The following is a 13,593-nucleotide window of genomic DNA, read 5'->3' on the forward strand; positions in this document are numbered from 1 at the left end:
CCAATCGGCAACAGAGGCCCTGCGTGACGCGGCACGCGGTGGAAAGGGATGGTGGTCGGTGATGATCGACGTCGAGGGCAGCATCGTCATCGACCGCCCCATCGGGGAGGTCTTCGACTTCGTGGCCGATCAGACCAACGCACCCCGCTGGCAGAACGGACTCGAGCAGGTCCGCCGGGTCACCGACGGACCACCTCAGGTGGGCACCAAACATGTTGTCGTCCGCAAGTTTCTGGGCCGGCGGCTGGAACTGATCAACGAGTACGCCCACTTCGAGCCGAACGCGGAGATCACGTTCACCGGTGCGTCCGGACCGAGCCGCTTCGAGGTGACGTACCTGACCGAGGAGACCGCCGAGGGAACCCGGCTGAGCTGCCACATGCGGATGGAGCAGAAGGGACTGTTCGCCCTCGCCGACCGGGTGGTGGCCGCGAGCCTGCGGCGGGACTTCGCCACCAGCCTGCGAAACCTCAAGGCATTGCTCGAAACCCGCGCCGAGTAGGCCGCGACCTCTGGCCAGGTCTGGTCTGGTCAGGTCAGGGCACTGCCGGCCTGCCATTGCTCCCACGGGACGGACCAGTCGCCGTTCTGCCACAACTCGAGGGGAGCGCCGCCGGTATTTCGGACCTCGACGATGTCGCCGGGGACGGAGAAGTCGTAGAACCAGCGGGCGTTGTCGGGGCTGAGGTTCAGGCAGCCGTGTGAGACGTTGGTGTTGCCCTGCGCCCAGATGGTGTCGGCGAGTTCGTGGAGGTAGATGCCGTCGTTGCTGATGCGGGTGGCGTAGTTGATCTTCTCCTTGTAGCCGAGGCGGGAGTTGACGGGCAGCCCGTAGGTGGAGGAATCCATGATCACGGGGTTGGCCTTGTCGATGACGGTGTAGATGCCCGGTTGGGTCCAGAACGAGAGGGCCCGCCGACGACTTCGGTGCCGCCCCGGCCCATCGACGTCGGCATCGTGCGGACCACCTGCCCGTTGTTTGTGACGGTGACCTGTTTGGTGGTGTCGTCGGCGACCGAGATGTGCGCGTCGCCGATGGTGAACGAGGTGGTCGCGTCCTCCTGGCCGAAGAGGCCTTCGCCGAGCGCGATGCCGTAGACGTTGGCGCGGACGGTGACCTGGGTGCCGGGCGCCCAGTAGTTCTGGGGTCGCCAGTGCACGCTTTGGTCGTCGGCCCAGTACCAGGAGCCGGTGACCGGGGGTGTGGTCTGAACGTGCAGGGCTCTTTCGGCGGCGACGCGGTCGGTGATCGGTTCGTCGAAGTGGGTGACGATGACGATGCCGATACCGAAGGTGCCGCCGTCGGCGAGCAGGTTCCCGCCGCTGGTGACGAAGGTGGGTTTGGTCTGGTTGCCGGGGGTGACCGTGGAGAACGTGCTGGTCTTCTCGCTCCGGACACCCTGGTCGCCGACCGCGATGACCGCGAGGGTGTAGGTGCGGCCGTAGCCGAGGGGAACGCCCGGTTTCCAGGACAGGCGGTCGGGGGTGAAGATGCCCTCGACCACCCGGCCCTCATCGTTGGTCATGGTGACCGTCTCGAGGGTGCCGCCGGTGGTGTTCACCGCTACCGGGTCGGTGGGGTTGACCGCGGCGGCGCCGTCGGCCGGGGACACGGTGATCTCCGGTCCCGGCGGCGGCGTGGCCGGCCCTGCGGGTTGGTCGGTGGACGGTGCGCAGGCCGCGGCCACGAGAGCGAGCAGCAGGACTGCGAGGACGTGGATGAGGCGACCGAGACGGCGACGGGCGGGCATGGCACTGATTCTCCCGTGCACAAGGGTCCGGGCGCGTGCAGTCGCGATGCGACGGCGGTCACCAGGGCAGTTCGCGGCAGCGGCCTTCGCCCTCGGCGGGCTCGACCTGCAACGTGGCGTGCTCGAGGTCGAACTTTTCGGCGAGCAGGGTTTGCGCCGAGGCGAGCACGGCGGTGGGGTCCGCGCCGCGTTCGGTGGTCAGGTGCGCGGACGCGACTTCCATTCCCGAGGTCAGTGTCCACAGGTGCAGGTCGTGCGATTCCTTCACCCCGGGAAGGGTTTCCAGTGCCAGGCCGATCGCGTCGACGTCGACACCGGCGGGGGCGTGCTGGAGCAGGATGCGGATCGCGTGGCGGCCGAGGTTGAACGCGCGCGGCAGGACGAACAGGCCGATGGCGACACCGATGACCGGGTCGGCGTACCGCCACCCGAACAGCAGGGTGAGCAGGCCGCTGACCAGAACCCCGATCGAGCCGAGCATGTCGGCCATGACCTCGAGGTAGGCGCCGCGGACATTGATGGACTCCTTCGCACCGCTGCGCAACAGCAGGAACGCGACGACGTTCATCGCCAGCCCGACGAGCGCGACGATGACGACGGGCAGGCCCGGCACCTCGGGCGGATCGGAGAGTCGGCCGGCGGCCTCGTAGAGGATCCAGCCGGCGACACCGAAGAGCAGGACCGCATTGAACAGGGCCGCGAACACCTCCGCCCGATACATCCCGAAGGTGCGCTCGGGCCGGTTGTGCGCCTTGTTGGCCAATGTGATGGCGATGACCGCCATCAGAATGCCGAGCACGTCGGTGAACACGTGCGCCGAATCCGACAGCAGCGCCAGCGACGACGTCGACAGGCCCACCACGAGCTGGGTGACGAAGGTGACCAGTCCGAGGGCGACGGCGATCCAGAGCTTGCGCAGATGCTTACCGGAGGCGCTCGTCGCATCCGCGGGTGAGATCCCGTGTCCATGCCCGTGGCCGTGTCCCTGCCCCATGCCGGCGTGTCCTTTCGTCGCAGCGTCAGCACGGATCATATTGTCATATGCGCATATATTCAATCGGGAGGGTGTTCGGCGCTGCACCCTCGTCAACTAACCTGCATAGTATTTCGGCGGCGGTGCACAGGCGATGAGCTGGCTCGACCGGAAACTCCACAGACCAGGAAGGCCCTCTTTCGCGTGAGTGCAGTAGATGACCCCGGCGCCCCCGTGGGGGAGCGGTCCCGCAGGCGCACCCTGCCGCAGATCCTCGGCTGGGCGGCGATCGCGGCCGTCGTCGCCGCCGCGCTGGCGCAGCTGTCGACGACCGAGGCGCTGCGCCTTCTGGGATTGCCCGATCCCGGCACGCTCACCACCTACGGGCTCCCGGCGGTGATGGCGTTCGGGGAGGCATGCGCGGTGGTCATGGTCGGCTCGGTGCTGCTGGCCACCGCGCTGGTGCCGCCGCAGGCCTCCGGGGTCCTCGACGTCGACGGCTATCTGGCGATGCGCGCCGCCGGTGTCGCCGCCGCACTGTGGGCGCTGAGCGCGGCCGCACTGGTGCCGCTGACCCTCTCGGACAGCTCCGGCCAGACTTTGGGCACGGTGTTCGCCGACCCGGGCCCGTTCCTTCAGGCCGTCACCGACCTGGAGGTCCCGAGGGCGTGGGCGTGGACCTGCCTGCTCGCGGTGGTGGCCGCGATCTCGGCCCGGCTGGTATTGCGCCACAAGTGGACCCCGGTGGTGCTGGCGCTGGCGGTGATCAGTGTGCTGCCCCGCGCGCTGTCGGGGCACTCGGCCTCGGGCGGCTCGCACGACGTCGCCACCAACAGCCTGGTCTTTCACATCGTCGCCGCCGCGCTGTGGGTGGGCGGGCTGGTGGCCCTGGTGCTGCACGCCCGCCGCCGCGGCGCACGCCTCGACATCGCGGCGCGCCGGTTCTCGGCCCTCGCGCTGGGTGCGTTCGTGGTCATGGCCGTCTCCGGGGTGGTCAACGCCGCCGTGCGGGTCCCGATCACCGAGCTGGTGACCAGCACCTACGGGGTGCTGATCCTGGCGAAGGTCGCCGCCCTGGTGCTGGTCGGGTTCGCCGGCTGGCGCCAGCGCACCGTCGCGGTCACCGCCCTCGAGACCGATCCCGAGGACCGGGCGGAGTTCGTGCGGCTCGCGGTGATCGAGTCGGTCGTGCTCGCGGTCACTCTCGGCATCGCGGTCGCACTCGGGCGCACCCCACCGCCGCCCGGCGAGCGCCGCGAACCCACCCCGCTCGGAGAAACCCTCGGCTACGACCTGGGCGGGGCGCCGTCCGCCGGACGGATGCTCGGCGATTGGCGGTTCGACCTGATCTTCGGCACCGCGGCGATTCTCCTCGCGGCCGCCTACCTGCTCGGGGTCCGGCGGCTGCACGCGCGCGGTGACCGGTGGCCGGTGGGCCGGACGGTGTGCTGGGTCGCAGGGTGCGTGGTGCTGCTAGTGGCCACCTCGTCGGGGATCGGGCGGTTCGCGCCGGCGGTGTTCAGTGTCCACATGGGCGCGGTGGCGGGGCTGGCGATCATCGCGCCGCTGCTGCTCGCGCTGGGGGCGCCGCTGACCCTGTGGTCGGCCGCGGCGCGGCGCGCCGCCGACGGGGTGCCTGGGATGTGGGAGTTCTCCCGGCAGCTCTACCGCAGCACCCCGGTGCGGCTGATCACCCACCCGGTGGTGGCGTTGATCCTGCTGTTCGGCGGGTTCTATGTGTTCTACCTGGGCGGGATCTACGGCTCGCTGGACGGTTCGCACACCTGGCACGTGGTGGCCAACGGTTACTTCCTGGTCGCCGGATTCGTGTTCTTCTGGGTCAGTGTCGGCCCGGACCCGACCCCGACCACGGCCTCGGCGCGTGCCCGGCTGATCACGGCGGCGGCCGGGCTCGCCGCCTACGCCGGGTTCCTGCTCCTGGTTGCCGGGTCCGGCAGCGTGATCGCCGCCGAGTACTACACGATGTTGCGCCGCGGCTGGTGGGACGATCTCGCCGCCGATCAGCGGCTCGGCGCCGCGATCGGGGCGGGCACCGGGGCGGTGGCGCTGGCGGCCGCGGTCGTACTCGCCGGCGCCGCGCTCACCGCGCCGCGCCGCGGCCGGGACGCGGCTCTCGCCGTGCCCGGGGGACCGAACGCGGCCGAATAGGTCCGGGCGGTGTCGTCCTCGCGCTGGTCGGTGGCGTCAAGCCCCAAATGAAAAACTATGCAAGATAGTAGTACTGTGTGCGTGTCCGTCACCGTTTCGTTATCTCAACCCGGCAAGGAACGCGATCTTGGCACGTCACCGCAGGCCCGAACCCGATCTCGACGCGTGCTGGGATCACGAGAACATCACTACCGCCGCCCTCGACCCGGTCACCACGGCCCCCGCGGTGGACCCGCGCCCGGCCGTCGACGAGGGGGGTGTCGCCGATGTGGGGGAGTGGGAAGCCGATTCGGGCCCCGCGCCCACCGCCCCGCGGCACCGGCGCGGCGGCGCGCACCGGCAACCCACGCCGGCCCGGCCCGGCGGGCGGGCGATGGTGCTGTCGATGGCCACCGGCGCGCTGCTCGCCGCCGGAACCTCGACCGCGCACGCCGCACCGGCCGAGCCGGCCCCGCAGACCGAGGTGGCCCCGCAACCCGCCCCCGATCCGGTGGCCGCCGCCCTCGCCGCTGTGCCGCAGGTGCTGCAGATCCCCGAGATCCCCGAGCTGTCGAAGTTCACCGACCAGCTCGCGAAGGCGCGCGAGCGCGAAGCCGAACGACTCGCCCGCGAGGAGGCCGACCGGGCCGCCCGGACCCCACCGGCCACCCCGGGAAGCGGCGGAGGGTTCCTCCGCCCGCCCGGAACTTCCATCGCACCGGTCAGCGGAACCCTCACCTCCAACTACGGGGCACGCTGGGGGACCACCCACTACGGGCTCGACATCGCCAACGACATCGGCACCCCGATCGTGTCGGTCACCGACGGCACCGTGCTCGAGGCCGGACCCGCCTCCGGGTTCGGCATGTGGGTGCGGATCCTGCAGGACGACGGCACCATCGGCGTCTTCGGGCACATCAACGAAGCCCTGGTCACGGCGGGAGAAAAGGTCCGGGCCGGGCAGCAGATCGCCACCGTCGGCAATCGTGGGCAGTCGACGGGGCCGCATCTGCATTACGAGGTCTGGCAGGCCGACGGGATGAAGACCGACCCGATGGCGTGGCTGCAGGCGCGGGGCATCAACATGACATCATCCGACTAGGGATTCGTAGTAGCCGACGGGACGTGGGGAGGAGAGCCATGAAGGGACTGGGCGGCCTCGAAGCCGAGGTGATGGACATCCTGTGGTCCTCGGCCGAGCCGTTGTCGGTGCACGATCTGCTCGACACGCTCAGCGAGCGCAAACAGTTGGCCTACACCACGATTCTCACGGTCGTGACCCACCTGCACGACAAGGGCTGGGTCGAGCGGGAAAAGCGCAGCCGCGCCTACTTCTACTTCCCGGTGCGCACCCGTGAGGAAGCGACCTCGCAGGCGCTGCGGGAACTGCTCGACAGCAGCACCGACTCCGCGGCAGTCCTGCTGCACTTCGCGCGCACGGTCTCCGAGACCGAGCAGGAAGCGTTGCGGCGGGGCCTGCGGAAGGGCCGCAAGAAGTGACCCTCGCGGCCGTGCTGCTGGTCGGCGCCGTCCTCGTGGCGGTGCTCGCCCCACCCGTGCTCGAAACCATGCCGTTCTCCGGGATCCGGCCCAACGTGGTGCTGGCGTTCTGGCTGGCGAGCATGGCCAGTGTGCTGTTCTTCGCCGGCTCGGCCGTGGTCGTCCTCGCCTGGCCGGACCATGCCCCGGCCGAGGGGGTCATCGAGACGATCGTGCGGTGCTTCTCCGCCGTGTCGCACACCGCCGCGCCCTGGATCGGGACATCACTGGTCGCCGCGGGCCTGATGATCGGTGCCGGGTTGGTCGCCCGCGCCGTCTTCTTCACCCGCCAACAATCCGCCTCCCGCGCCCGGATGCAGACCTTTCACCGCGACGTGGTCGCGATCGTCGCCCGCACCGAACACGACCACGACGACGTGATGTGGCTCGATCATCCACTGCCGATGGCCTATTCGGTCTCCGGGCGCCCCGGTTTCGTCGTCGCGACCGACGGGCTGTCGTCGAGCCTGAGCAGCGTCGAACGCGACGCCGTCCTCGCCCACGAACGCGCCCACCTGCGCGGGCACCATCACCTGATCGTCGGCGTCGCCGACGTGCTGGCCAACGTCCTTCCGATGGTCCCGCTCTTCGCCCGGGCCCCGCGCTCGATCAAGACCGTGATCGAACTGGCCGCCGACCAGCAGGCCGCCCGGGCCACCAGCGCGGCCGTGGTCAGCTCGGCACTGACCGCCGTGGCCGACGCCGCCCTGCCGACACCGGCGTACACGCTCGGGCTCGGCAACGACATGAACCTGCGCCTGTGGCGGCTGCGCCGGGCGCCGCACACCCGATTCTCCCGGCTGGCGTGCTGCGCGGCGGCCGCCGTGACGGTTACCGTGCCCGCTGTCGTCGCACTGACGGTCGTGTCGGTGACGACGATGACCGCATGCATCATGCTGACCTGACACGCTTTTCGTCGCCCGGACCGGGTGACGCCTACCCCCTAAATACTATGTTGCGTAGTAGTTCGGCTAGGCTGTCGACGTCTCATTGATTGCGTTTCGACAGGAAGCGGGCATCTCATGACCGCCATCGCACCCCCACCGGTCGCCGCCCGGCCGTATCCCGCCCGCACGGCGCCCAAGGGGTCGTTCGTCTATAAGATGATCACCACGACCGATCCCAAGGTCCTCGGGATCATGTACCTGGTGACCTCGTTCGCGTTCTTTCTGATCGGTGGCCTCATGGCCCTGATCATGCGCAGCGAGCTCGCGGTGCCGGGCATGCAGTTCCTGTCGAACGAGCAGTACAACCAGCTGTTCACCATGCACGGCACGATCATGCTGCTGCTCTACGCGACCCCGGTGGTGTTCGGGTTCGCCAACTACATCCTGCCGCTGCAGATCGGCGCCCCCGACGTGGCGTTCCCCCGGCTGAACGCGTTCAGCTACTGGCTGTACCTGTTCGGGGCCATCATCGCGACCGCCGGGTTCATCACCCCCGGCGGTGCCGCGGACTTCGGCTGGACCGCCTACGCTCCACTGAGCTCCGCGGTGAGTTCACCCGGCATCGGCGCGGATCTGTGGATCGTCGGTCTGCTGGTCTCGGGCCTGGGCACCATCCTGGGCGGGGTCAACATGATCACCACCGTCGTGTGCCTGCGCGCCCCGGGCATGACGATGTTCCGGATGCCGATCTTCACCTGGAACATCTTCATCACCAGCATCCTGATCCTGCTGGCGTTCCCGCTGCTGACCGCCGCGCTGCTCGCGCTGCTCGCCGACCGCCAGCTCGGCGCCCACATCTTCGACCCCGCCTCCGGCGGTGTGATGTTGTGGCAGCACCTGTTCTGGTTCTTCGGACACCCCGAGGTGTACATCATCGCGCTGCCGTTCTTCGGCATCGTCTCGGAGATCTTCCCGGTCTTCTCCCGCAAACCGATCTTCGGCTACACCGGCCTGATCTACGCGACGCTGGCGATCGCGGCCCTGTCCATCGCGGTGTGGGCGCACCACATGTACGCCACCGGCGCCGTATTGCTGCCGTACTTCTCGTTCATGACGTTCCTGATCGCGGTGCCGACCGGTGTGAAGATCTTCAACTGGATCGGCACCATCTGGAAGGGGCACCTGACGTTCGAGTCGCCGATGCTGTTCTCGATCGGGTTCCTGGTCACCTTCCTCTTCGGTGGTCTGTCCGGTGTGCTGCTCGCCAGCCCGCCGATCGATTTCCAGGTCACCGACTCCTACTTCGTGGTCGCGCACTTCCACTACGTGGTCTTCGGCACCGTCGTGTTCGCCACCTACGCCGGCATCTACTTCTGGTTCCCGAAGATGACCGGCCGGATGATGGACGAGCGTCTGGGCAAGTGGCACTTCTGGACCACCTTCATCGGCTTCCACGGCACCTTCCTGGTTCAGCACTGGCTCGGCGCCGAGGGCATGCCCCGCCGGTACGCGGACTACCTGCCCTCGGACGGCTTCACGTTCCTGAACTCGATCTCGACGATCTTCGCGTTCGTCCTCGGTGCCTCGACGCTGCCGTTCGTCTGGAACGTCTTCAAGAGCTACCGGTACGGCGAGGTCGTCACCGTCGACGACCCGTGGGGCTTCGGAAACTCGCTCGAGTGGGCCACGACCTGCCCGCCGCCGCGACACAACTTCACCGAACTGCCGCGCATCCGCTCCGAACGTCCCGCGTTCGAGCTGCACTACCCGCACATGATCGAGCGACTGAGGGCCGAGGCGCACGTCGGGCCCGGCCACGGCGGCACGCACGCCAGCGCGGTGCTCGAGGAAGAACGCCACGCCCCGCTCACCGAAGCCGACACCGGTGGCGCGCGCGGCGAACAGGCCACGTAGGAACCTGCCCGCCGACAACGATTTTCCCGATCGGAACGCAACCATGACAACACGTTCGATACCGCTGCTGACCGTCCCGGCCACCGACGAGGCCGCCGCCACCCTGGCCGACTGGCTGGTCCGCAGTCTGGTCCCAACCGTCCTCGACGGTGCGGGCATGGTCGAGGCCGCCGACGACCTGTGCGCACTGGCACCGATCACCGCCCGGCGCCTCGCCCGTCCCCGCAGGTTGCGGGGCCATGAGCGGCAGCTCCACGAGACCATCGCCCTGATCGAAGACCGGCTGCGGCAGCCACCGTCCCCGGTCGCTGCCGCGATGGTGGCGTCTTTCGCCGACCCGCCCGTCCGGCCGATTCCCGACGAAATCTGCGATGTCGCAGCCCACATCGCGGGCACGATCGCCGATGCCGGCAGCCCCGCGGCTGCGCTGGCGAACCGGGCGCTGCACCTCGGGGCGGTCGTGGTCGACGCCGGACTCGGGGCCACCGCAGCCGTGCACCTGCGCGCGCAGGTCACCGAGTCGTACAGCTCGCTGATGACCTATCTCTGGCACACCGATCCCGAGACGCAGATCCATCTGACGACACCCCGATGACCGGACCGACCGCAGGCGGCACGGGGCTCGATGGGGAGCCGTACCGGTCATCGGCCCGACTCGAACCCGCCGAGGACAGGACACCGATCATGAGCGAACCCGACGACACCGCCCACACACCCGGGCAGCAGCAACCCGCGCAAGACCCACCGGCACAGCGTCCCCCGGCCGCGGCCGGCAGCGACGCACCGGCCTCCTCGGCGGAAACCCCGCGAGAACCCGGCCCGGCCGACGACCGGTCCGCGGCCGACGCAGCCCGCCGAGCCGAGCACGATGCGGCCGCAGCGGAACGCACGATCGCCTCGGCGATCGACCCGGGGGCGCGCGCGATGGTCGTCGCGGTCGCGGTGCTGGTGCTGTTGTTCTCCTTCACCCTCGCGCACACCGGCACCGCGAACGGATGGGAAGTGCTGGTCAGCGCGGACGACGCCGGCGCCGAAGCTATAGCCCTCCCGTCCCGCGTCTTCCTCACCCTCGCCGTGGCATTCGGGGCGGTGATGTCCATGCTCGCCCTGATCACCCGGCGCTGGGTGCTGGCGTGGATTGCGTTGGCCGGCTGCGCGTTGGCGAGCGTGTTCGGCATGCTCGCGGTGTGGTCCCGGCAGACCGTCTCACCCAACCTCGCGGCCGCCGGCGTCGGTCCCGGGCTGCTCCTGGGCTGGGCGACGGTGATCGTGCTGACGTTCCACTGGCTCAAGGTGGTGTGGGGGCGCACCGTCGCCCAGATGGACGCCGAGCACGAACGACGCCGCCGGGCCGCGGACGCCGAGCGGTACGGCGACGGCAACACCGGCCCCGGTGGGTTCACACCGCGACTGAAATGAGGATGCGCGGCGCGTCGCCCCCGGCAGTACCCGGGCCCGTCCGCTACCTCGGCCCCGATGATGGGCGCGCTGCACGCGTTTCGGCCGCCTTGCTCTCCTCGAGTCGAATCCGGTCGTGCGGCCGGACCCGGTCGCCGCGACGGTGCCGGAGGCGGGGGAACCACCAGTTCCATTTGCCGAACAGCCGCATCAGTGCAGGGACCAGAACCAACCGGACGATGACCGCGTCGATGGCCACCGCCACCGCAAGTGCGAGCCCAAGCTGCTTGAGTTCCAACACATTCGCGGTGACGAAGCTCCCGAACACCACCACCATGATGGCGGCCGCGGCGGTGATCGGGCGGGCGGTGTGCGTGATGCCGGCGGCGACCGCGTACCGATTGTCGTGGCTCGAATCCCAGGACTCCCGCATCCGGCCGATCAAGAAGACCTCGTAGTCCATCGACAGCCCGAACAGGATGACGAACACCACCGTGGGCAGATAAACCTGCAGGAAGCCGGTGCTGGTGAAGTCGAGCAGCGACTCGCCGATGCCCCATTGGAAGACGGCCACGGTAATCCCCAGGGCGGCGCCGGTCGCCAGCAGGTTCATCACGATCGCCTTCACCGGCAGCGCCAGGCTCCGAAACGCTGCCAGCAGAAAGACCAAAGACGAGCCGAGGACCAGTGTGACGACCAGCGGAAGCTTGGCGGTCATTTCGTCGGAGATGTCGATGAACTCGGCGGTGCTGCCCCCGATCAGCACCACCGGCCCGCCGCCGCGCGCTACCTCGGCCGCGTCTGCGCGAAGGTCGCGTACCAGGTCGCCGGCGACCATGGAATCGAACGGCACCCCGGGGAGGGCCGAGATGAGCAGACGCCCCCCGCTTTGCTGGGCGGGCAGGACCGCATCGACGCGGCCGTCGCGGGAGATGCGTTCGACGAGCTGATCGACTCGGGTGATGTCCTGCGCGGTCAACGGGGTATCGCCGGGGCCGGTGGCGATCATCTCGAGCGGGGACAGCGACCCCGGGGGGAAGTTCGCCGTCAATGCCGCCGCCGCGCGGCCCGAGGGTGCGTCGTCGAGTGCGGAGGTCCCCATGTCCAGGCCGTACCGGATCCCGAACAGCGGCATCGCGGCGAGCACGAGAACGGCGACGGCCAGAGATCCGAACAGCACGGGGCGGGCCATCATCGCGTATGCCCACCGCGCCCACCGGCCCGGCTTTCCCGGATCGGCGGGCGCGGTCTCGGCCGGCCGCATCCGCTGCGGGAGGGCGCCGCGGCCCACCGCCGGACCGAGCGTGGCCAGCAGCGCGGGCAGCAACGTCAGGCTGACGATCAGGGTACTGACCACCGCGGTCGCGACCGCGAGGGCGATCCCTCGAAAGATCGGAGCTTGCATCACGATCAGGGAGCACAGCGAGATCATCACGATCAGTCCCGAGGCGATGATCGTCTTGCCGGCGGTCATCAGGGATCGTCCGACGGCATCGGCGATTGGTGCCCGGTCACCGCGGCCGGTGACTCCGGCCCGGGTCAGCTCCTCGCGGAAGCGGCTGACGATGAACATGGCGTAGTCGATCCCGATTCCGATGCCGATCATCGTCGCCATCGAGACGACCAGCGAATCGAACGCGGTGATCGTGGTCATCGCGAACATGGCTCCGACCGCGACAAGTAGACCGGCAACGGCGATGCCGATCGGGACGATCGCGGCAACGAGGGCGCCGAGCGCCAGCACGAGAAGTGCCAGCGCCACGGGGATTCCGATCGTCTCGGCGCGTTGCACGTCGGCGTTCTGGATCTCGGTCACATCGTTCTGGACCGGTGAGTAGCCGGTGAGCGCGGCGTCGATGTCTCCGGTGTCGGTGGCCGCAATCGCCTCCTGCAGGTCCCTGGCCACGACCGCCCGCTGAGTCATGTCCCCGTCCACCCCGACCACGGCGATCGCCACCCGGCGATCCACCGAGATCTGCGCCCCGTCTCCGGCATACGGGTCGATGACCGTGCGCACCCCCGACATCTGCTGCGCCACTGCGCCGATGCGGGTGACCGCCGCCCTGAACTCGGGATCGTCGGCTGTCCGGGTTCGGGATTGGAAGACGATGACGTCCTGCTCTACCCCGATCTGCGGGAAATGTTCGGTGAGCAACCGGTCGACGTCGGCCGACTCGGAGTCCTCCACGGTGAAGTCCGGTGCACCGAGCCGGGCCTCGAGCATCGGGTAGGCCGCCGCGCAGAGCACGAGCAGCGCGGCCCACACCGCGAGCACGAGTCGCTGCCGCCGCGCCATCGCGACCCCCCAGGCATAGATCGCGGGCCGGTGTTCCCCTGGCCCAGCAGCAGGGGCCGACCGCTCCACATCGGATGCATGTATGCGCATACCGCTATGTTTCCTCGCCGGGACGGGAAAACGCAACCCCCAGGCGCGGGAATTCAGCTGCGCGGGCGCCCGCCCGATCCCGGAACTGTGCGGCATCGCGGCGTTGTTCAACGCCTGGCCAGGTCTCACCAGAGCCGAACGGTGGAGCGCCGCAGGGCATTGCGCCGATTTGGAGGTTTCGCGCTGCGTGCGGATATGTGCCGTCGCCGCGGCGTGCGCGTCGACGGGCTGGAGGGCACCGCCAACTCCAAGTACTATGTTGCATAGTTCTTGGGGCAACGTCGCCCCACCGAGGCGATGGCACGGTGCCCCGTCCAGAACCCTGCGTGCCGGGTGCCGCCAAAAGCTGATGTGTCCCCGTGAGCGCGCTGCCGGTCGGCCTCGATGCGCAGCGACAGGCGATCCGAACGCCCCTCGTCGGGCCGCGGTACGCGCGCGCCCGATCGATCTAATTACGTTGTCTAACAACATCTTCGGTCGTTGTGATGCTCGCCGCACTTCGTCTTCGATCTCAGCATGCTCTAAGCCTTCGCCCGTAGCGTCAGCGACCGCAGAACCCTCGGCCCTTCGGGGCTGGCAGAGCAAGACGGCCGGGCC

General features: G+C 69.2%; 10 protein-coding genes and 1 pseudogene. 8 read left to right on the plus strand and 3 right to left on the minus strand.

The genetic code is table 11. The features are described from left to right. Nucleotides 1-61: 61 nt before the first annotated feature. On the plus strand, nucleotides 62-502 hold the full coding sequence (locus QM806_RS26175; protein ID WP_283293299.1) for an SRPBCC family protein: 441 nt from the start codon (nucleotides 62-64) through the stop codon (nucleotides 500-502). Nucleotides 503-531: 29 nt separating this feature from the next. On the opposite strand, the pseudogene QM806_RS26180 reads toward QM806_RS26175, so the two are convergent. Further along, nucleotides 532-1,751 (minus strand): annotated as a pseudogene (locus QM806_RS26180) (L,D-transpeptidase). 58 nt (nucleotides 1,752-1,809) lie between these two features. Continuing rightward, on the minus strand, nucleotides 1,810-2,745 hold the full coding sequence (locus tag QM806_RS26185; RefSeq protein ID WP_283293300.1) for a cation diffusion facilitator family transporter: 936 nt from the start codon (nucleotides 2,743-2,745) through the stop codon (nucleotides 1,810-1,812). Between the two features lie 183 nt (nucleotides 2,746-2,928). Between QM806_RS26185 and QM806_RS26190 the strand changes: the two genes are divergently transcribed. From QM806_RS26190 to QM806_RS26220, 7 genes are all read left to right on the plus strand, one after another. Beyond that, entirely contained in the window at nucleotides 2,929-4,893 is a 1,965-nt protein-coding gene (locus QM806_RS26190; RefSeq protein ID WP_283293301.1) for a bifunctional copper resistance protein CopD/cytochrome c oxidase assembly protein, read from the plus strand. Between the two features lie 127 nt (nucleotides 4,894-5,020). Further along, nucleotides 5,021-5,974 carry a M23 family metallopeptidase gene (locus tag QM806_RS26195; RefSeq protein WP_349307610.1) on the plus strand — a complete coding sequence of 318 codons (954 nt, stop codon included), beginning with the start codon at nucleotides 5,021-5,023 and terminating at the stop codon, nucleotides 5,972-5,974. A gap of 38 nt (nucleotides 5,975-6,012) precedes the next feature. Further along, nucleotides 6,013-6,372, plus strand: a complete 360-nt coding sequence (locus QM806_RS26200) for a BlaI/MecI/CopY family transcriptional regulator (RefSeq protein WP_054248955.1) — start codon at nucleotides 6,013-6,015, stop codon at nucleotides 6,370-6,372. Beyond that, nucleotides 6,369-7,316, plus strand: coding sequence for a M56 family metallopeptidase (locus QM806_RS26205; RefSeq protein WP_054248956.1), 948 nt, complete (start codon nucleotides 6,369-6,371; stop codon nucleotides 7,314-7,316). The genes QM806_RS26200 and QM806_RS26205 overlap by 4 nt, the downstream gene beginning before the upstream one ends. A gap of 117 nt (nucleotides 7,317-7,433) precedes the next feature. Further along, complete coding sequence (gene ctaD / locus QM806_RS26210; protein WP_283293302.1) at nucleotides 7,434-9,212, plus strand: aa3-type cytochrome oxidase subunit I; 1,779 nt, start codon at nucleotides 7,434-7,436, stop codon at nucleotides 9,210-9,212. A 43-nt stretch (nucleotides 9,213-9,255) separates the two neighbouring features. Beyond that, nucleotides 9,256-9,807 carry a hypothetical protein gene (locus QM806_RS26215; RefSeq protein WP_283293303.1) on the plus strand — a complete coding sequence of 184 codons (552 nt, stop codon included), beginning with the start codon at nucleotides 9,256-9,258 and terminating at the stop codon, nucleotides 9,805-9,807. Between the two features lie 89 nt (nucleotides 9,808-9,896). After that, a complete protein-coding gene (locus QM806_RS26220) occupies nucleotides 9,897-10,631 on the plus strand; it encodes an Rv2732c family membrane protein (RefSeq protein WP_283293350.1) in 735 nt (244 codons plus the stop codon). Nucleotides 10,632-10,674: 43 nt separating this feature from the next. Here QM806_RS26220 and QM806_RS26225 read toward each other — a convergent pair whose 3' ends face one another. Then, nucleotides 10,675-12,906: an MMPL family transporter gene (locus QM806_RS26225; protein ID WP_283293304.1), complete on the minus strand. Its 2,232-nt coding sequence runs from the start codon at nucleotides 12,904-12,906 to the stop codon at nucleotides 10,675-10,677. Between the last annotated feature and the right edge of the window lie 687 nt (nucleotides 12,907-13,593).

Origin of the sequence: Rhodococcus sp. IEGM 1351, from assembly GCF_030056875.1 — a bacterium.
GTDB classification, from domain to species: domain Bacteria; phylum Actinomycetota; class Actinomycetes; order Mycobacteriales; family Mycobacteriaceae; genus Rhodococcus_F; species Rhodococcus_F opacus.

What these genes read in the sequence shown, in the direction of transcription:
- QM806_RS26175 (WP_283293299.1), top strand. Translation starts at nt 62, where the DNA reads ATGATCGACGTCGAGGGCAGCATCGTCATCGACCGCCCCATCGGGGAG.
- QM806_RS26185 (WP_283293300.1), bottom strand. Translation starts at nt 2,745, where the DNA reads ATGGGGCAGGGACACGGCCACGGGCATGGACACGGGATCTCACCCGCG.
- QM806_RS26200 (WP_054248955.1), top strand. Translation starts at nt 6,013, where the DNA reads ATGAAGGGACTGGGCGGCCTCGAAGCCGAGGTGATGGACATCCTGTGG.
- ctaD (WP_283293302.1), top strand. Translation starts at nt 7,434, where the DNA reads ATGACCGCCATCGCACCCCCACCGGTCGCCGCCCGGCCGTATCCCGCC.
- QM806_RS26215 (WP_283293303.1), top strand. Translation starts at nt 9,256, where the DNA reads ATGACAACACGTTCGATACCGCTGCTGACCGTCCCGGCCACCGACGAG.
- QM806_RS26220 (WP_283293350.1), top strand. Translation starts at nt 9,897, where the DNA reads ATGAGCGAACCCGACGACACCGCCCACACACCCGGGCAGCAGCAACCC.
- QM806_RS26225 (WP_283293304.1), bottom strand. Translation starts at nt 12,906, where the DNA reads ATGGCGCGGCGGCAGCGACTCGTGCTCGCGGTGTGGGCCGCGCTGCTC.